Raw genomic sequence first — 17,624 nt, forward strand, 5'->3', positions numbered from 1 at the left:
CCGGAACTGTTCGGTATGACGGCTCCCTCCGACGAATCGGTCGAACCGGTGACCGACCACAGTCACGACAACTCTTGGTCGGCGAATCCGGAGAAAACCGTCCACGCGGACGACCGGGAGCTCGTCCGCGAACAAGCCGAGACAGCTATTGAACAGACCGTTCCGGGCAACCACGTCAATCTCGTTGCGCACGCGAACCACGGTCACCCGGAGACGTCCCTGCTCCCGAATCCCGACGCGGCGTGCGGCGACGACACCGGTGTCGAGTCCGTCCGGCAATGTGGTTGTGGCGGCCACGTTACCCGCGTCTACGCCCGGTGACGAAAGGCGACGGACTGAGAGACCGTCGCGGGACCTGACGCTCGCAAGCCGCTGCGTTAAACCTGAAAAGCCACAGTATCTACTGCATGCCGACAGTATCTATCGAGGACGGAACGCTCTGGTACGAGGAGCGAGGGAGTGGGCCGCCGCTGGTCTGTATTCACGGTGGCTGGCTGAACAACCAATCGTGGGACGAGCAGGTCGAGCGATTCGCCGACGAGTACAGGGTGGTGACGTTTGACCTGCGGGGGCACGGCCGGACCGGCCCGACCGGGACACGAAACTATTCGATAGACCTGTTCGTAGACGATCTCGAACGCCTCCTTGAACGCCTGGATATCCACAGTCCGATTCTGTGTGGCCTGTCCGTCGGCGGAATGGTAGTGCAGTCGTATCTCGACAGACATCCAAACCGGGCGCGAGGTGCCGTCATCGGCGGGCCGCTTCAGTCGATGCCCCCGGTCGACATCCCACCGGTGATGAAACCCATGCTCTCGCCGCTTCCGGCGATCACGGGAATCGTGTCCACGTTCGGGTCGACCGCGACGTTTCAGTCGCTTCTGGCGTCCGTCAGAGCGATAACTGGCCGGCGGTGGCTGACGGTCGACCCCGAAGTCCGCTCGAAATCCTTAGCTGCTCTCGACGACGTCTCGCCGGACGAGTATCGGAAGATATTCAGTGCGCTCTACGAGGTCGAACCGCCGAACCTGTCCCACATCGAGACGCCGGTGCTCGTCCTCTACGGTGAGCAGGAAGCGCCCATGGTCAAGCGCCAGGGCGAGCGACTCGCTGCGACTGTTCCTCGGGCGAAGTTAGGCGAGATACCAGCTGCGGGCCACCTGCTCAACCAGGACAATCCGCGGGCGTTCAACGAGGCGTGTGGGGCCTTCTTTGCGACTATGGCACCGAGAGGCAGCACCCACCAGCCGCCGTGAGCGGCGCCTGTCATCAGATGTTCCGTCCGAGCGTAGAGATGAGACTCAGTCGTCGTTGGGTACCCCTTCCGCCACGGCCATCTCGTCGACCGTCGGGTCGTCTTCGGAGTGGGGGAGCACGAACCGCCTGCGCACGAGGTCTGTAGCGTAGATAGCCGTGCCGAGGATAAATCGGGTCTTCGATTCGAGCGCGTCCTGACTCGACGTGTACAGCGTCGGCGTCGACGCCAACGTCACGACTGTCTGTTCAATACTAATGGCTGTCCCTGTCTGGAAAGGGTACCAGAAGGCGTGCAAGACATGTCAAGTATTTAGGCCAACCGAAAAATGATAGTTAGCATACATAATTATATACCGACTACTATATAGATTACTCATGTCACTGCTGGGAAATTTACTCCTCGTGTTCACCGCGGGGCTGGTAACGGCACTGGCGACAGGTATCGGCGCGCTCCCGTTTTTCGTCATCGGGGAGGTGAGCGACAGGCTGCAGGTCGCGCTGTGGGGGCTCGCGTCGGGCATCATGGTGTCCGCGTCGCTGTTCGGGCTGGTGATGGAGGGGATGGCCGAGGCCGACGGGCGGACCGATATCTACCTGATGGTCGGTGGGCTGGTCACCGGGGCGGTTCTCGTCGTCGTCGCCGACCGGATTATCTCCGACCACGAGTTCGATCCGGGGACCTACGAGGAGGCAGATTTCAGGAAGCTCGTGCTCATCCTCGGGATTCTCACGGTCCACAGCTTTCCCGAGGGCGTCGCCGTCGGCGTCTCCTTCGCCGAGTTGAACCTCGCGGGCGGCATCGAGTTCGGCCCGTTCATCGTCCCCGTACTCGCGATATTCATGACGGTCGCCATCTCCATCCACAACGTTCCGGAGGGACTCGCTATCTCCATCCCGTTGCGGTCGATGGGCGTCCCGAACTGGCGGATGGTCTGGTGGGCCGTCTTCTCGAGTCTGCCCCAGCCTATCGGCGCCGTACTGGCCTTCGCGTTCGTCCGCGTCGCACGGGAGTTCCTGCCCGCCGGCTTCGGGTTCGCCGCGGGGGCGATGATATTCCTGGTCGTCTCGGAGTTCATCCCGGAGGCGCTGGAACACGGGACGGAGCTGGCCGGACGCGGGTACCGGGAACTGACCGTCGGCCTCACCGTCGGGGTGTCGGTGATGGTCCCGCTCGTGGCCGTCTGACCCGCGATAGCGTTGTCACCTGCGGTCTGTCGAACGCTTCTCCCACCGAATCACCGCGTCCGCCCGCGAGCCGACTGCGTGCAATCGTTGGGTATTACGTACGTCGACCGAGAGATGCCGATAGAGCAGTTGTCCGATGAACGAGTCCGGAGAAGCGCCCTCGTCCGACCGGCTAGCCACACTCGTTACCGACGGAGAGCGTGCGGCGGCGATAGCGTGTCTGGACCGGGTCAGCGCGGCGGGCCCCGAACAGCGCAAGCGGGCACTCCACTCGCTGCGAACCGTCGCGAACGAAGCGCCGGCGCGCTTCCAGGGACTGGTCACGGCACTGGAGCCGTTTCTGACGGACGAGCAGCGGGCGGTCAGACTGTCCACCGCGAAGTTGCTCGTCGCCGTCGCCGAGTCGGAACCCGGTGTGGTCCGTCCCGCCGTGGCCGCTGTCGCCCAGCGCCTCGACGACGACGGGGAGTTCTACTACGTCCGGGCCCGGTGTGCCGAGACGCTGGGCTACGTCGCGCTCGAACACCCCGAAGCTGTCAGTGACCCGGAGACGCTGGCGGACCTGCGTCTCGGGCTGTCGTTCGACGAACCGGAGGTCAAAGAGAAGTTGGCCAAGGCACTGGCGTACGTCGCACTGGGTGACCCGGAGCGACTCCGACATCAGGTCGGGTCGCTGGCCGACCATCTCGACGACGAGAGCGAACTCGTCCGGTACCACCTCTGTACGGCGCTGGTGGCGATAGGCTGTGAGCGGCCGGAGAAGCTGGCAACGGCGGTGGACGCACTCGGGGGCCGGCTGTCCGACGAGAGTCCGTACGTCCGCGGGCGGGCAGCCGAGGCGCTCGCTGTGTTCGCCGAATCGGACGGGAGTGGCGAGACGTTGCCCGAACTCGACGGCATCGACTCGATGGACGGCGAGACGCCGTCGTTTCTCGCTGACCGCGTGCGCTTCCTCCGGCGGCTGAGCCGAGGCGAGGAGCGAGCCGGACCGGAGCCAGCCGAACTCGGGACCGTCGAATCGGTCAGAGCGGGGACCGAGGCCGTCGTCGAGTCGATTACCTCCCCTGCCGGTGACGGCGAGTGTCCCCACTGCGGACTCGCGCTCCCCGAGAAGGGACCCCCGATGTGTCCACGCTGTGGCGCGCCACGCTGACCGCCACCGACCGTCGCTGTGGTTCGTGACCGTCTAACAGGAAGGTCCGGCGGTGCTCTCGACTACCCCACGCAGTAGGTCCTGTGGGCGCCGAGGGGGGAGAGGTTTTAGGTTCGCCAAAAAGTCGAAAGGTCTTAGTCACTTTAGGACGGCCTAAAATTCATGCACCGTCGGAAGCAACTTCAACGGAGGGCGACGCGGAGAGACTGTCTCAAACACGGAGCCGGGCTCCTGGCCAGCGGGCTGGTCGCCGGCTGTTCGGACCTGGCCGGACAGACCGAACGTACCGCGACGCCGGGTACAGACCCCTACTCGGTGACGATACCACCGGCCGGCGAGGTGCGCTTCGAGTCAGTGCCCGAAACCTGGGTCGCCGAGAACGCCAGCTGGGCCGACATGGGGGTCGCACTGGGTGTCGGCAAACCGAGTGCCGTCGTCCTCACCGGCGAGTATCGGACGTGGCACTACGAGGATATCCCCGGCCTCTCGGCGGGCAAGGACGACGTCACGTCGCTGTGGCAGGACGGCATCACGAAAGAGCGGTTCTACGACATCGACGCGGGAGTCCACTTCATCGACCCGAACTACATGACCAACCTGATTCCGAACTGGAAACAGGCCGACGTCGACAGCGTTACTGAGACCGTCGCTCCGATGTGTGGGAACACGAGCTTCTCGACGTACTCCTGGCACGAGGGGTACCCGTACTTCTCGCTGTACGAAGCCACGGAGAAAGTCGCGAACGTGTTCAAACGGACGGACCGGTTCGAGGCGCTCCGGACGTTCCACGACGAGACGATCGGCGGTATCCGAGAGCGGCTTCCACCGAAGAGCGAGCGGCCCGAAATCGCGCTGCTCTCGCCGGGGTCGACGGAGCCAAAGAAGTTCTACCCCTACCGCATCGGCGAGCGGACCGCCTACAAACACTGGCGCGACCTCGGGGTCGGCGACGCCCTGGCGGGCTCCGACATCGAGAGCTTCACCTCCGACCGCGGGTCCATCGATTACGAGCCGCTGCTGGATATCGACCCCGAGATGCTGTTTTTCTACACCGACGAGCACCGGACCCGCGACGAGTTCCGGGAGACGTATCTCTCCTTCCTCCGGGAGGACGCCACGGCGAGTCAGCTGACCGCGGTCCAGAACGGGGACGTGTATCCCGCCGGTGGGATGTACCAGGGGCCGATAAGCAACCTCTCGAAGACCGAACGGGCGGCGCGGCAGCTGTTCGGCGAGGAGTTCGGTGAGAACGAACGGCTGTACGACCGCCAGCGGCTCGGTGACATCGTCAGCGGTGAGCTCTGACCATGGGAGGAAGCTACGACCACGAGGTCGCCATCGTCGGCGGCGGTCCGGCCGGCTGTTCGGCCGGCGTGTTCTGTGCCCGCGCGGGTCTGGAGACGGTCATCTTCGACAGGGGTCGCTCCTCGCTGCAACGGTGTGCGCATCTGGAGAACTACCTCGGCTTCCCCGACGGAATCGATATCGAGACCCTGTACGACCTGTTTCACGACCACGCCGAGCAGGCCGGCTGTGAACTCCGGGCGGAGATGGTCGAGTCACTCGACCACGCGGAGGGCGGGCGGGGATTCTCGGTACACCTGCAGGACCGGGCGGCGGTCACCGCCCGTCGCGTCGTCGCGGCGACCCGATACGACGGGTCGTACATGCGCGGGCTCGGCGACGACGACGCGATGTTCGAGACGACCGAGCGCGACGGCGAGACCACCGAATCCTTCGACCGGAGCTACGCCAACCACGACGGGACGACGGCGGTCCCGAACCTCTACGTGGCGTCGCCCTCGGAGGAGTCACAGCAGGCCATCGTCGCGGCCGGGCGCGGTGCGCGAGTGGCCGGTGAGGTTATCACCGACGCGCGGGTCGACGACGGCTGGTGGGAGGCCGTCGCCGACGGCGTCGACTGGGTCCGCCGCGAGGCGGAACTGGACGACGAGTGGGGCGACCGGGAGGCGTGGGTCGAGTGGTTCGACGAGTACTACGGTCCCGGCGCCCCGGTCGAACCCGATTCCGAGCGGTTCGACCGCGTCCGGACGGCGGCGCTCGACGACTCGCTCTCGTCGTACATCGGCCCGGCCGAGCGAGCGGCCCGCGCCGAGAGCGGGCAGGCGGCTCTGGCCGGCCATCTCGACGCCGAGGCGGTCGTCGCCGGCTGTGACGAGGGCGCGCTGCTCGACGCGATGGACGACGACCGCATCGCGGCGTATCTCCACGGCGGGGAGGTGAGTAGCCATGGCCAGTGAGACGGCGAGTTCGACACCGCCGACCCGTCGGGAACGGTGGCTGGGCTGGTTCGACGGCTCGCTGGCGACGCTCTGTCTGGGGAGTCTGGCGGTCATCGTCGGCGGGGGGCTTCTCCAGGTGAGCCACGGCACCTACTCGATGACCATCGTCGAAGCGTGGCAGGCGGTGTTCAACCCGAACGTCGTCTTCAGTCTGCGGGCCTGGGACGCGTTTATCTGGGGGATGAAGATGCCCGAGATGAGCACGGAGAGTCTCATCGTCTGGAACATCCGTCTGCCGCGGGTGTTCGTCGCAATGCTCGTGGGGATGAATCTGGCCGTCTCGGGCGCTATCTTCCAGGCGGTCACCCGCAACGAACTCGCGAGCCCGTTCATCCTCGGCGTCTCTTCGGGGGCCGGGCTGATGATTCTGCTCACGCTGGTCCTGTTCACCGGGATGGCCGCGTTCCTCCCGCTGGCCGCGGCCCTCGGCGGCGCCGTCGCCTTCCTCATCGTCTACATCATCGCGTGGAAGAACGGCACCTCGCCCGTCAGGCTCGTGCTGGCGGGGGTCATCGTGGGGACCATCTTCAGCTCGTTCCAGACGGCGCTGTTCTTCTTCGCCGACGATATCGGTGTCGTCCAGAGCGCTATCGCGTGGACCACCGGCTCGCTGACCGGCACCGACTGGGAACAGGTGCGGATGGCGCTGCCCTGGACGGTCGTCGCGATGGGGCTCGCCCTGATCGGGTCTCGACAGCTGAACGTCCTGCTGCTGGGCGAGAAGACGGCCAAATCACTCGGGATGTCCGTCGAGAAGGTCCGCTTTGCCCTCTCGGGCGTCGCCGTGCTCGCGGCCGCCGCGAGTATCGCCGTCGCCGGCATCGTCGGCTTCGTCGGCCTCATCGTCCCGCACATGGTGCGCAACATCGTCGGCAGCGACTACAGGAGGCTCATCGTCGGGTGTGCGTTCGCCGGCCCGGCGCTGATGGTCGGGGCCGACGTCGGCGCCCGCCTCGGCATGAGCGTCCTCGTCGGGTCGGAGACGCAGATTCCGGTCGGCATCGTGACCGGTCTGGTCGGCGGCCCGTACTTCCTCTACCTGATGCGCAAGCAGGACGAGATGGGTGAGATCTGATGGCCGAGAACGCCCTCGAATCCGGCCGGGGCGGAAGCGGTGCGGAGAGCGGAGCGGACGGCTCTCTCACGGGCGAGGAACTGGTCTTACAGTACCCCGGGACCGACGAGCCCGTCGTCGACGGGGAGTCGATTACCGCCGGCAGTGGCGCCGTCACGGCCCTCGTCGGTCCGAACGGCTCGGGGAAGAGCACGCTCCTGAAAGGGCTGGCTGACCAGCTCACCCCCACAGAGGGTTCGGTAGTCGTCGACGGACGGGATATCCGGTCGCTCGGGACGAAAGAACTGGCCCGCAAGCTGGGGTTGCTCTCACAGGAGAGCACCTCGCCGGATAGCATCACGGTCGAGGAGTTGGTCTACCACGGCCGGTACCCCCACCGCGGGTTCTTCGAGAGCGTCACCGAAGACGACGAGGCCGCCGTCGACCGGGCGATAGCGCTCGCGGGGTGTGACCACCTCCGCGACCGCGAGGTCGGCCAGCTTTCGGGCGGTCAGAAGCAACTGGCGTGGATCGCGATGGTACTCGCCCAGGAGACCGACGTGTTGTTGCTCGACGAGCCGACCACCTTCCTCGACCTGCACCACCAGCTTGCGGTGATGGAGATAATCGAGACGCTGCGCGAAGAGAGCGAGATTACGGTCGTCGTCGTCCTGCACGACATCCAGCAGGCGGCCCGGCTCGCCGACGAGATGGTCGCGCTCAGAGACGGCGAGATTCAGGCCCGCGGCACGCCCGAGGAAGTCGTCACCGAAGCGCTCCTCGCGGAGGTGTTCGAGATAGAGGCCGAGGTCGACCTGACACCGCGGGGACCGCGCATCGAACCGCTCCGCCCCCGTCGCGGCGGTGACGAGGCCCCGGGAACTGACGACCCCGTCGCCCGGAGCGACGGCGGAGGCGGGTGATGGCCTCGTCGGAGCCGTTCGAGACCGACTGGACGCCTACCACGAGCGGGTCTCGCGGTCGCTGGCCCGCCTGTTCCGGAGCGACGGCCTCGGGCTCTACGCCAAGCTCTGGGGCGTCCGGACGGGCGAAATCGAGGCGCTGCCCGAGGCGTTCCTCGAACGCACCACGGGCACCGTCGGGAGCGAACCGTAGGTTTAGGCTTGCCTAAGAACCGAAGTGTTTTTATAATTTTTAGGCTAGCCTAAAATATGGCCCACGAGAACAGTGGAAGAACGCGCAGAGAGACGCTGCAATACGGCGGGGCGGTCGCCGCCGGCCTCGGACTGGCGGGCTGTGCCGACTTCGTCGGCCAGTCCGGCGAGGGAACCCCGACTAGCGGGGGGAGCTACTCGGTGACGCTGTCACCGATGGGTACGGTCGCGTTCGACGCCGTCCCCGAAACCGTCTTCACCGTCTTCCCGCAGTACGCGGACATGGCGGTGTCGCTCGGGCACGGCGACGCCGTCAACGCAGTCTACGTCCCGGAGATGTCGGGGACGACGATGAACCACTACTACCGGCATCTCGACGGGGTCTCGTTCGACTGGGAGAACCTCCACGACCCACTGAGCGATGGCCTCTCTCGGGAGTTGCTGTTCGAGCTCGACAGCGACGTTCACCTCGCCGACCCGGCGTGGGCCTCGACCCAGCAAAACTGGGACCGGGGCGATATCGAGGAGGTCGAGACCCAGATCGGGCCGTGGTTCGGTAACTTCTACAGCGGGACACGGGCCTCGCCGCCGGAGGGCTACGATGACTACGAGTACTACGACCTGTGGGAGCTGTTCGAGGGTGTCGCAGGTGTCTTCGATGCACACGAGCGGTACGAGGCCCTCGAACAGGTCCACACAGACCTCGTAGACACCGTGCAGCGGGACCTGCCGCCGGAGGACGAACGGCCGACCGCGGTGCGTGTGTCTATCGCCGGTGACGGGGAGTCCTTTTACACGTACCATCTCAACAAACCCGGCTACTGGCTGGCCGACACTCGACCGCTGGGGGCGGTCGACGCCTTCGCCGAGGAGGACTGGGGGAGCCTCTGGGGACAGGTCGACTTCGAGACGATGGCCGAAGCCGACCCCGACGCGATCTTCCATCTGTGGGGGTTGACGCCGTCCCGGAGCATGAGCGAGATGCGAGCGACACTCAGAGACCACCCCGTCGGCAGCGACCTGACCGCGGTACAGAACGACCGGGTGTACGCACAGGGGATGCGGTATCAGGGCCCGATAATGAATCTCTTCCAGATAGAGATGGGCGCCAAACAGCTCTACCCCGAGGTCTTCGGCGAGTGGCCGACCTACGAGGACGGCGACGGGTATCCGGAACTCCCCGAAGACGAGCAGCTGTTCGACCGCCAGCGAGTCGCGGACATCATCGACGGAGACATCTAATGAGCAACGACACCGACCGACGACAGGACGGACTGACACGCAGAGACACACTGAAGTACGGCGCCACGGCAGCAGCCAGTCTCGGACTGGCCGGCTGTTCGGACCTCGCCGGGCAGTCCGGCGGCGACGGCACGCCGACCGGGACCGGCCCGTACACGGTCTCCATGCCGCCGATGGGCGAAGTCGAGTTCGACGGCGTCCCGGAGACGTACATGTCCTACCGGGTGACACACGCCGACATAGGCGTCGCGCTCGGCGTCGGCGACCGCCTGCAAGCCGTCTACAAAACCAGCCAGTACCCCTTCGAGTTCTACGACGAACTCCCGGGCGTCGACGTCGACGGTGAGTCGCTGGCGGAGATAGAGGTCAACTCGGACTACGAGGCCGACAAGGAGTGGTTCTACGAGATGGACTGTGACGTCCATCTGATGGACCCCGAGTATATGAGTCAGTGGCTGCTCACGCCCGAGGACGTCGACGAACTCTCGGAAAAAGTCGGCCCCTTCTTCGGCCACTACGCTCGCCGACGTGTCGGCGAGCAGCGGGACTATCCGTTCCTCTCGCTGTACGAGATATTCGAGAAAGTGTCGAGAGTCTTCCAGCGCGAGGAGCGGTTCGAGGCGTTCAGCGCGTTCCACGACGAGTTCATCGGTGGCCTCCGGGCCGAGTTGCCGCCGGAGTCGGAGCGTCCGGAAGTCGGGCTGGTTGCGACTGGCCCGGAGATGGTCGAGAACGGCGAGTTCGGAGCCTACCACATCGACCCCGGCTACGGCAAGAAACAGTACATCGACCTCGAAGTCCGGAACGGGATGGAGGGGGCCGTGTCAAACGACACCTCGTATGCGACAGTCGACTACGAGACGCTACTCGATTATGACCCGGACGTCCTGGTGATTCACAACGGCATCTTCACGACCGAGTCGCGCGAGGAGTTCGTCGAGCAGGTCATCGAACCGATGGCCGACGACCCGCTGGGCAGCCGGCTCACCGCGGTGCAGAACGACGACGTCTACCGCGGTGGCAACAACTCCCAGGGCCCGGTGACGAACCTCTTCCAGACCGAGTCCCTGGCCAAGCAACTGTACCCCGACCTGTTCGGGGAGTTCACGGGATTCGGTCAGATACCCGAGAGCGAACAGCTGTTCGACCGCGGGCGGGTCGCGGACATCATCAACGGAGACAGCCAATGAGCGACGACACCGACGTTCGACACGACGCACCGACGCGCAGAGACACACTGAAGTACGGCGGCGCTGTCGCCGCCGGCCTCGGACTGGCGGGCTGTTCGGACTTCGCCGGACAGTCCGGAGAGGGCACGCCGACTGGCACGGGGAGCTACTCGGTGACGATGGAGCCGACTGGGACGATGCAGTTCTCCGGGCCGCCCGAGGAGATAACGATCTACATCACCGGGTACGCCGACATCGTCGCGTCGTTGGGCCAGTTCGACCGCGTCCTCGCGATGAACGGACCCGAGAACCACTTCCCTTCGGCGTACTACGACCGACTCCCGGGCGTCGACATCGACACCGAGAGCGTGACCGACTTCTTCCCGGCGGGTTCCAACAGCGCCGACAAGGAGATATTCTACGAGGTCGACCCCGACCTCAACCTCATCGACCCGACGGTCGCAAAGCACTATCTCGGGCTGGATGACAGCGACATCACGGAGATCACCGAGAACGTCGCGCCGTTTTTCGGAAGCTGGATGCGTCGTCCCCAGTTCTCGGACGCCTATCCGTACTACACGCTGTACGAGGGGACCGAACGCATCGCGCAGCTGTTCCAAGAGACGGCGCGGTACGAGGCGCTCAAGTCGGTCCACGACGAGCTTCGTGCGGAGATTCGTCGGCGGACGCCGCCGGTCGAAGAGCGTCCCTCCTACGGCTACATGAACGTGAACTGGTGGGGCGACTTCGACACCGCACAGGTGATGCGGGCCGACGCGCCGGGCTACCAGAACAAGGTGTTCCGCGACCTGGAGCTCGACCCCTCGAACAACGCCTTCGCCGACATCATCCCCGACGGGGAGTGGTCGACGCGAGTCGACTTCGAGGCGCTGCTGGAAGCCGACCCGGAGGTGATTCTCTGGCGCAACGGGTACAACTTCCTCACCGGGGTCGATTTCGGCGGGGAGCAGCTCGACTGGAAAAACGGTATCGTCGGCCAGCTGGCCGACGACCCGCTCGGGGGCGAACTCCGGGCCGTCCAGTCCGGGCGTGTCCTGCCCGGCACCGCGACCGGCTCCGGCCCCGTGACGAACCTGTTCAACATGGAAGCCGTCGCGAAGCAGCTCTACCCCGACGAGTTCGGTGAGTACGAACCGACCAGATTCCCCGCGGAGCAGAGCGGTGAGAAACTGTTCGACCGCCAGCGGGTCGCAGACATCGTCAACGGAGACAGCTAATGAGCAACGACACCGACGTTCGACACGACGCACCGACGCGCAGAGACACGTTGAAGTACGGCGCCGCAGTCGCCGCCGGCCTCGGACTGGCGGGCTGTTCGGACTTCGCCGGACAGTCCGGAGAGGGCACGCCCACCGGAACCGGGTCGTACACAGTCGAGATGGCGCCGATGGGCGAAGTCGAGTTCGACGGCGTCCCCGAGACGGCGGCCATCTACGACGCGGTCTGGGCCGACCACCTGGTCGCGCTGGGCCAGCAGGACCGCGTCGTCTCACTGGGCTTCCCCGACAACTACTACACCGGCTACTACGACCAGCTTCCGGGCGTGACCTTCGATACGAGCGACCTGACCGCGCTGTGGAACGACGGGCTCCCCGAGGAACTGTTCTACGAGCTGGACGCCGACGTCCACCATCTCGACCCCTGCCGCTGGCTCTCCTTCGACTCCGGCTGGAGTCGGTCGGAGTTCGACGACATCGAGAGCAAGGTCGGCCCGTTCTTCTGTAACCGGTTCAGTCGCGCACACAGCACGCCGCCCGAGGGCGAGTGCCGCGAGAACTACCAGTACTACAGCGTCTGGGAACTCGCCGAGAAGTTCAGTCAGGTGTATCAGGTCCAGAACCGCGGCGAAAAGCTCCGGAACGTCCGCGACGAGATGGTCGAGAGCATCAGCGACCGGCTCCCACCCGAGTCCGAGCGACCGACCGTCGCGCTCGTCGTCTACAACGCCGAGTCGGAGACGTTCGGCGCCTACGAGATCAACGGCCCGGGCTTCGCGAAGGCCCACTACCGCCCGCTCGAACCCGTCGGCGCCTTCGCCGGGTCGGACAAGACCTACGCGAACAGCTCGGCCGACATCGACCTCGAACAGATGCTGGATATCGACCCCGACGTCATCGTCCACCACTGGGACATCGAGCCCTCCGACCGGTTCGAGGCGCTGCTGGCGCTGGAAGACGACCCCGTCGGGAAGGAGCTGACCGCGATTCGAAACGACCGCGTCTACGTCGGCGGCACACCCATGCAGGGCCCGATTTTCAACCTCTTCCAGCTGGAGACGGCCGCACAGCAGATATATCCCGACGAGTTCGGCGAGTTCCGTGGCGTCGGTGAAACGCCGGCGGAGAACGAGCTGTTCGACCGCGAGCGAGTCGCGGACATCCTCGACGGGGAGGGTGGCGAATGACCGACGAGCGCACCCCGCCGACGCGGCGAGACACGCTCAGATACGGCGGCGCTGTCACCGCAGGTCTCGGACTGGCGGGCTGTTCGGACGTCGCCGACCAGAGCGCCACGCCGACTGGAACGGGGGCGTACTCGGCGACCATCGAGCCGGTGGGCACCGTCGAGTTCGACAGCGTTCCCGAGACGTGGCTCGCGATGACGGCCGGCTGGGCCGATATGGGTATCGCGCTGGGCCAGGACCCACCGGCGGGGCTGACGACCACGAGCCGGTATCACACCCATCATTACGAGGATATTCCGGGCGTGTCGGTCGACAGGAGCGATATCCTCCAGCTCTACGACGCCGGCATCGACAAGGAACTGTTCTACGAGCAGAACGTGGACCTCCACGTCTTCGACCCGAACTTCCTCACCAATCGCGTCGAGAATCTCGGCCGGGCCGATATCGACGAACTCGCCGAGAAGGTCGCGCCCTTTTTCGGGAACACGGTGTTCAGCCGGAACTACGGCTGGCACGACGGGTATCGGTACTACACGATGTACGAGGCCTTCGAGAAACTGGCCGACGTGTTTCAGGAACAGGCCCGGTACGAGGCGTTCGCCAGCCTCCACGAGGCGGTCCGGACCGATCTTCAGAACCGTCTGCCACCGGTGGACGACTGCCCGTCGGTTGCGACAGTGATGGTAGTCTCGGAGGAACCCGAGGTGTTCTACCCGTTCCGAATCGAGCAGGGGACCGGCTGGAAGCAGTGGCGCGACCTCGGCGTCTCGGACGCGTTCGAAGAGTCCGACGTCGAGACGTTCACCGCGGCGCGGGCTAGCATCGGCTACGAGAAACTCCTCGACGTCGACCCCGACTACCTGATGCTGTACGGGTACGAGTCGCTGTCGGCGACGGAGTTCCAGCAGACGTTCCTCTCGTTCTTCGAGGACCACGACGTTGCGAGTGAGCTGACGGCAGTACAGAACGGGAACGTCCACCGCGCCGGTGGCTTCTACCAAGGACCGATTATCAACCTCTCGTTGACCGAACGAGCCGCAAGCCAGCTCTACGCCGACGAGTTTGGCGGTGAACAGCTGTACGACCGCGAGCGGGTCGCGGACATCGTCACCGGGACGTTCGACCGATGACCGACGACACATCGGCGACACGTCGGGCCACACTGAAATACGGCGCCATCGCCGCCACCGGTGGGCTGGCCGGCTGTAGCGGTGGCGGCGAGTCGCCCACGGGAGGCACGGCGGACGGGTCACACTCGGTGACGATGGAGCCTGTCGGCACCGTCGAGTTCGACAGCGTCCCGCAGCGCTGGCTGGCCTACACCGCCGATTACGCCGACATGGGCGTCGCGCTCGGCGCGGGCGACGGGCTCTCGGCTATCGGTGTGAAAGCCCGGTTCGGGACCCACTACTACGACGAACTGCCGGGCGTCTCCGTCGACACCGACGCGCTAACGGAGCTCTACAACGGCGGGACAGGTCGGGAGGTGTTCTACGACGTGGACGCCGACATCCACGTCGTCGACCCGAACTTCATGCGCAACCGGCTCCAGTGGAGCCGAGACGACGTGGAGGAGATACGGACCCGTGTCGCGCCCTTCTTCGGCAACACCGTCTTCACCAGGGTGTACGACTGGCACGACTACCGGTACTACTCGCTGTACGAGGCCTTCGAGAAGCTCGCGGCGGTGTTCAAGCGGCGGGGCCGCTACGAATCGTTCCGGGAACTCCACGACGAGGTCCTGAGAGACGTCCAGTCTCGGCTCCCGCCCACGACCCCGGATCTCGCTGTGCTGTATCCGGCTGGTACCCCGCCGGACTCGTTCTACCCGTACCGGGTCGGGGCGGGGACACAGTCGAAACACTGGCGCGACCTCCGGGTGGGTGACGCGCTCGCCGCGAACGGGGTGACAGACGCCCAGGCAGGCGGCGGGACCATCGACTACGAGACGCTGCTCGAAATCGACCCCGATGCCATCGCCGTCCGTCTCCAGGGCGAGATTACCGAGCAGTACTTCCGGCGGAACATCCTCGAACACATGGAACAGCACAGTGTCGCCAGCGAACTCACCGCGGTGCAGGACGGCCGTGTGTACTACGGTGGGCTGACTTATCAAGGCCCGATTATCCACCTGTTCCAGCTCGAAGCGGCGGCCCGTGGGCTGTATCCCGAGACGTTCGGCGACCAACAGCTCTTCGACAGGGAGCGGGTAGCCGATATCGTCACGGGAGAGCGCTGACGAGCACCACGACTCTGAGAACCGGGATTCGACCCCGGTACAGTCCCGGTAATGGCAAAGACTATGTTGTTTTAGGTAGACCTAAAAGTAGGGGCGCGGACACCGCCCGAGAAACGATAGCACACGATGAACGGTCAGCACAGGAACGTAACGACAGCCAGAGCGAGGCGCGGACAGCCGGACGCAGAGCCCGGGAGGGAGCACGATGGTCGGGACGGCGCTTAACGAGCTCAGAACCCGCATCGAGACACTGGCTAGCGACGGCGGTGAGTACGTCGTTCGCTGTGCCCGAACGGGCGAGCGGCCGGTGCCGGTCGACGGGCTCCACTTCGACGACAGAACGGTAGCACAAAGAGCCGCCCGCGCGGCCGAGCAGTATCGCGCGGTCCTCCGTCGATACGACCCGCAGGTCCGATACTACGACCCCATCGTCTGTGAAGACACGGACCCAGTGGGTTCGGCCGCAGAGCCGAACGCGCACTCGGTACCCGATTCGTGGAAACCGACCTCGGAGGGGCTCTCCGAGCCTGTCGTAACAGGAAGCGAGCCGGAGCGGCGACAGCTCGTCGAGTTCTGTCACAGCGCGGCGACGGCAGTCTTCGAGACGCTGTCGGCAGAAGGATACGGTGATGTCGAGTCCGCAGTCATGGACGCGTACTTCGAGGTCGCAGAGCGGAGCACCGACCACGACGACCTCTGTCTCTGTCTGCTCGAACGCATGGCTCTCGAACTCGACACCAGGGTACAGCCCGAGGACCAGGCGGCGGTGGTCGCGAGGGCGGCGGGCCTGCTCGCACCGGCAGACACGGCCGACCGACCGGTTTCGGCCACGCTGGCGACGCTCGAAGACCGCGGCCTTCTGGATGGGTACACGCAGTCCCCGTGGTTCGTCGAGCGACGGGACGGGACACGGTCGATCGTCGTCCAGATATCGGAGTACGCGCTGGCCCCGCGAGACGGGCGCCTCCCCGTGTTACCCATCGCGCTCGAACTGTATCGACACCGACCGGACTGGCTTCCCTCGTCGCTTCGGGTCGGTGACGTCGACGACGGCTGGCAACTCACGCTCACGGTGGCGGACGAAGCGGCGCCGAGCGGACTCGCCACTGCGGTCATCGAATCCTGACTATGTCCGAACACAGCCGTATCCACGACGCGACACCGCGTCCAGACCGCACAGGACGCAGTCACGCAAAACTAGACGACACCGGCGGAGCGTGCCAGCGAGTCGCCGGACGACAGCCGGTGTGGAGGGGCTGAATCGTGGTGGACGCCCCCCGACGAACGCGCGCCCGAGTGTGGGTGAGAGTGTACGCAGCCGTCTTCGACGTCGACGAGACGGCCATCGAGGAGGCGCTGACCGACCAGTCGGCTGCCGATGAGTCGCTGGAAGAGATGGACGAGACCGACGCTGCTGCAGACTCACGATGAACGGGTCCCCACAGTATCTCCTGGTGATCTACATCGCACAACACCGCCATGACCCGCCTATCCCGCCGGGTGTCATCGCGGAGATGCTGGACCGGTCTCCGGCGGCGGTGACGGAGATGTGCCAGCGACTCGCGGAGAACGGGGTCGTGTCCTACGGGCCGTACGAAGGGGCGACGCTGACTGAATCGGGGCGCGAGCGAGCGATGGCGTTGCACGAGTCGTACGTGACCGTCTCGTGGTTCTTTCGCCGGGTGCTGGAACTAGACGATTGCGAATCTGAAGCGATGGAACTGGCCGGTCTCGTGAGCCCGACGGTCACAGAGCGGCTCGCGGCCACGCTCCCGTTCACTGGAGCAGCGCCGACGGTCGAAGTCGACCGAACGGGCCCCACAGCGACCGACAGCGACCCCTGAGAAGACGAGCCATCGATACAGGCCGGCCCGGCCACACAGCACCGTTCTTCGAGAGAGACGCCGACGGGGTGTGGCACTGTCGGTCCGAGAGCCGAGGTTTAGGCAGTACGAAAAATTGCCAGAATTAGTGTATAAATTCGGAATCTGAGGACAAAACAGGTTTTAGAGCGATTCTGAACCGTAAATTTAGGTCCCCCTAAATGCACAGTTTCATGATACTATGGGGCAAACAGATGGTTGTCATGAGCGCAGAAGGACTCGAACGACAGACGCGTAACTACTTGAGCAACAACGTCCCGCAGATTCAGCAACACGGCGGGAACTTCGAGGTCCGGGACATCGACGAAGCGAACGGGACCGCCACCGTCGCTATCGGCGGGGCCTGTTCGGGCTGTGGCATCGCCCCGATGACGATGAAGGCCATCGAACGCCGACTCCCGGAGAGCGTCGACGGGCTCGAAAACGTCGAGGTCGTCCGCTCGGGCGGCCCGCGTGCCGCGGTGATGCCCTCGAAGACCGACGAGATGGAAGACATGGACGAGTACGAAGACTACAGCCCCTCGTTCTGAACGACCGGTTTTTCCGACAGTCTCGCGTCGACTTTGTAGTGTGAGCTCGACTGCAGCCGTCTGGTAGCC

20 protein-coding genes are annotated in these 17,624 nt (G+C 65.2%); 19 read left to right on the top strand and 1 reads right to left on the bottom strand.

The genetic code is table 11. From position 1 onward, the window contains the following. The first annotated feature begins 15 nt into the window (after positions 1-15). Positions 16-321: a CGCGG family putative rSAM-modified RiPP protein gene (locus NDI56_RS17615; protein ID WP_310921006.1), complete on the top strand. Its 306-nt coding sequence runs from the start codon at positions 16-18 to the stop codon at positions 319-321. 86 nt (positions 322-407) lie between these two features. Continuing rightward, a complete protein-coding gene (locus NDI56_RS17620) occupies positions 408-1,256 on the top strand; it encodes an alpha/beta fold hydrolase (RefSeq protein WP_310921007.1) in 849 nt (282 codons plus the stop codon). A gap of 45 nt (positions 1,257-1,301) precedes the next feature. Here the strand turns inward: NDI56_RS17620 and NDI56_RS17625 are convergent, their stop codons facing one another. Next, on the bottom strand, positions 1,302-1,493 hold the full coding sequence (locus NDI56_RS17625; RefSeq protein ID WP_310921008.1) for a hypothetical protein: 192 nt from the start codon (positions 1,491-1,493) through the stop codon (positions 1,302-1,304). A 139-nt stretch (positions 1,494-1,632) separates the two neighbouring features. Between NDI56_RS17625 and NDI56_RS17630 the strand changes: the two genes are divergently transcribed. The 17 genes from NDI56_RS17630 (at position 1,633) to NDI56_RS17710 (ending at position 17,555) form a co-directional block, all read left to right on the top strand. Continuing rightward, a complete protein-coding gene (locus NDI56_RS17630) occupies positions 1,633-2,442 on the top strand; it encodes a ZIP family metal transporter (protein ID WP_310921009.1) in 810 nt (269 codons plus the stop codon). Positions 2,443-2,578: 136 nt separating this feature from the next. After that, positions 2,579-3,595 (top strand): HEAT repeat domain-containing protein, encoded by a 1,017-nt coding sequence (locus NDI56_RS17635; protein ID WP_310921010.1) that lies wholly within the window; start codon positions 2,579-2,581, stop codon positions 3,593-3,595. Between the two features lie 162 nt (positions 3,596-3,757). Further along, positions 3,758-4,900: an ABC transporter substrate-binding protein gene (locus NDI56_RS17640; RefSeq protein WP_310921011.1), complete on the top strand. Its 1,143-nt coding sequence runs from the start codon at positions 3,758-3,760 to the stop codon at positions 4,898-4,900. Positions 4,901-4,902: 2 nt separating this feature from the next. Then, complete coding sequence (locus NDI56_RS17645) at positions 4,903-5,856, top strand: NAD(P)/FAD-dependent oxidoreductase (protein ID WP_310921012.1); 954 nt, start codon at positions 4,903-4,905, stop codon at positions 5,854-5,856. Then, positions 5,846-6,973 (top strand): FecCD family ABC transporter permease, encoded by a 1,128-nt coding sequence (locus NDI56_RS17650; protein ID WP_310921013.1) that lies wholly within the window; start codon positions 5,846-5,848, stop codon positions 6,971-6,973. Before NDI56_RS17645 ends, NDI56_RS17650 begins: the two co-directional genes overlap by 11 nt. Next, positions 6,973-7,875, top strand: a complete 903-nt coding sequence (locus NDI56_RS17655) for an ABC transporter ATP-binding protein (protein WP_310921014.1) — start codon at positions 6,973-6,975, stop codon at positions 7,873-7,875. The genes NDI56_RS17650 and NDI56_RS17655 overlap by 1 nt, the downstream gene beginning before the upstream one ends. Next, positions 7,817-8,068: a hypothetical protein gene (locus NDI56_RS17660; protein ID WP_310921015.1), complete on the top strand. Its 252-nt coding sequence runs from the start codon at positions 7,817-7,819 to the stop codon at positions 8,066-8,068. The genes NDI56_RS17655 and NDI56_RS17660 overlap by 59 nt, the downstream gene beginning before the upstream one ends. Positions 8,069-8,124: 56 nt before the next feature. Continuing rightward, positions 8,125-9,309: an ABC transporter substrate-binding protein gene (locus tag NDI56_RS17665; RefSeq protein WP_310921017.1), complete on the top strand. Its 1,185-nt coding sequence runs from the start codon at positions 8,125-8,127 to the stop codon at positions 9,307-9,309. Continuing rightward, positions 9,309-10,499, top strand: coding sequence for an ABC transporter substrate-binding protein (locus tag NDI56_RS17670; protein ID WP_310921019.1), 1,191 nt, complete (start codon positions 9,309-9,311; stop codon positions 10,497-10,499). The genes NDI56_RS17665 and NDI56_RS17670 overlap by 1 nt, the downstream gene beginning before the upstream one ends. Further along, complete coding sequence (locus NDI56_RS17675) at positions 10,496-11,716, top strand: ABC transporter substrate-binding protein (protein WP_310921020.1); 1,221 nt, start codon at positions 10,496-10,498, stop codon at positions 11,714-11,716. Before NDI56_RS17670 ends, NDI56_RS17675 begins: the two co-directional genes overlap by 4 nt. Continuing rightward, entirely contained in the window at positions 11,716-12,903 is a 1,188-nt protein-coding gene (locus tag NDI56_RS17680) for an ABC transporter substrate-binding protein (RefSeq protein WP_310921021.1), read from the top strand. The genes NDI56_RS17675 and NDI56_RS17680 overlap by 1 nt, the downstream gene beginning before the upstream one ends. Next, a complete protein-coding gene (locus tag NDI56_RS17685; protein WP_310921022.1) occupies positions 12,900-14,033 on the top strand; it encodes an ABC transporter substrate-binding protein in 1,134 nt (377 codons plus the stop codon). The genes NDI56_RS17680 and NDI56_RS17685 overlap by 4 nt, the downstream gene beginning before the upstream one ends. Next, positions 14,030-15,142, top strand: a complete 1,113-nt coding sequence (locus tag NDI56_RS17690) for an ABC transporter substrate-binding protein (RefSeq protein ID WP_310921023.1) — start codon at positions 14,030-14,032, stop codon at positions 15,140-15,142. The genes NDI56_RS17685 and NDI56_RS17690 overlap by 4 nt, the downstream gene beginning before the upstream one ends. Positions 15,143-15,347: 205 nt before the next feature. After that, positions 15,348-16,268, top strand: a complete 921-nt coding sequence (locus NDI56_RS17695) for a DUF7551 domain-containing protein (protein ID WP_310921024.1) — start codon at positions 15,348-15,350, stop codon at positions 16,266-16,268. A gap of 182 nt (positions 16,269-16,450) precedes the next feature. Continuing rightward, entirely contained in the window at positions 16,451-16,573 is a 123-nt protein-coding gene (locus tag NDI56_RS17700; RefSeq protein WP_310921025.1) for a hypothetical protein, read from the top strand. Then, a complete protein-coding gene (locus NDI56_RS17705; RefSeq protein ID WP_310921026.1) occupies positions 16,570-16,986 on the top strand; it encodes a metal-dependent transcriptional regulator in 417 nt (138 codons plus the stop codon). Before NDI56_RS17700 ends, NDI56_RS17705 begins: the two co-directional genes overlap by 4 nt. 242 nt (positions 16,987-17,228) lie before the next feature. Further along, positions 17,229-17,555 carry a NifU family protein gene (locus tag NDI56_RS17710; RefSeq protein WP_310921027.1) on the top strand — a complete coding sequence of 109 codons (327 nt, stop codon included), beginning with the start codon at positions 17,229-17,231 and terminating at the stop codon, positions 17,553-17,555. The last annotated feature ends 69 nt before the right edge of the window (positions 17,556-17,624 follow it).

Origin of the sequence: Halomicroarcula saliterrae, assembly GCF_031624395.1 — an archaeon.
In the GTDB taxonomy this organism is placed as follows: Archaea; Halobacteriota; Halobacteria; order Halobacteriales; family Haloarculaceae; genus Haloarcula; species Haloarcula saliterrae.

Bases quoted from the DNA above. Each gene is read 5' to 3' on its own strand.
- NDI56_RS17615 (WP_310921006.1), top strand. From the start codon at position 16: ATGACGGCTCCCTCCGACGAATCGGTCGAACCGGTGACCGACCACAGT.
- NDI56_RS17620 (WP_310921007.1), top strand. From the start codon at position 408: ATGCCGACAGTATCTATCGAGGACGGAACGCTCTGGTACGAGGAGCGA.
- NDI56_RS17630 (WP_310921009.1), top strand. From the start codon at position 1,633: ATGTCACTGCTGGGAAATTTACTCCTCGTGTTCACCGCGGGGCTGGTA.
- NDI56_RS17635 (WP_310921010.1), top strand. From the start codon at position 2,579: ATGAACGAGTCCGGAGAAGCGCCCTCGTCCGACCGGCTAGCCACACTC.
- NDI56_RS17640 (WP_310921011.1), top strand. From the start codon at position 3,758: ATGCACCGTCGGAAGCAACTTCAACGGAGGGCGACGCGGAGAGACTGT.
- NDI56_RS17645 (WP_310921012.1), top strand. From the start codon at position 4,903: ATGGGAGGAAGCTACGACCACGAGGTCGCCATCGTCGGCGGCGGTCCG.
- NDI56_RS17650 (WP_310921013.1), top strand. From the start codon at position 5,846: ATGGCCAGTGAGACGGCGAGTTCGACACCGCCGACCCGTCGGGAACGG.
- NDI56_RS17655 (WP_310921014.1), top strand. From the start codon at position 6,973: ATGGCCGAGAACGCCCTCGAATCCGGCCGGGGCGGAAGCGGTGCGGAG.
- NDI56_RS17665 (WP_310921017.1), top strand. From the start codon at position 8,125: ATGGCCCACGAGAACAGTGGAAGAACGCGCAGAGAGACGCTGCAATAC.
- NDI56_RS17670 (WP_310921019.1), top strand. From the start codon at position 9,309: ATGAGCAACGACACCGACCGACGACAGGACGGACTGACACGCAGAGAC.
- NDI56_RS17675 (WP_310921020.1), top strand. From the start codon at position 10,496: ATGAGCGACGACACCGACGTTCGACACGACGCACCGACGCGCAGAGAC.
- NDI56_RS17680 (WP_310921021.1), top strand. From the start codon at position 11,716: ATGAGCAACGACACCGACGTTCGACACGACGCACCGACGCGCAGAGAC.
- NDI56_RS17685 (WP_310921022.1), top strand. From the start codon at position 12,900: ATGACCGACGAGCGCACCCCGCCGACGCGGCGAGACACGCTCAGATAC.
- NDI56_RS17690 (WP_310921023.1), top strand. From the start codon at position 14,030: ATGACCGACGACACATCGGCGACACGTCGGGCCACACTGAAATACGGC.
- NDI56_RS17695 (WP_310921024.1), top strand. From the start codon at position 15,348: ATGGTCGGGACGGCGCTTAACGAGCTCAGAACCCGCATCGAGACACTG.
- NDI56_RS17705 (WP_310921026.1), top strand. From the start codon at position 16,570: ATGAACGGGTCCCCACAGTATCTCCTGGTGATCTACATCGCACAACAC.
- NDI56_RS17710 (WP_310921027.1), top strand. From the start codon at position 17,229: ATGAGCGCAGAAGGACTCGAACGACAGACGCGTAACTACTTGAGCAAC.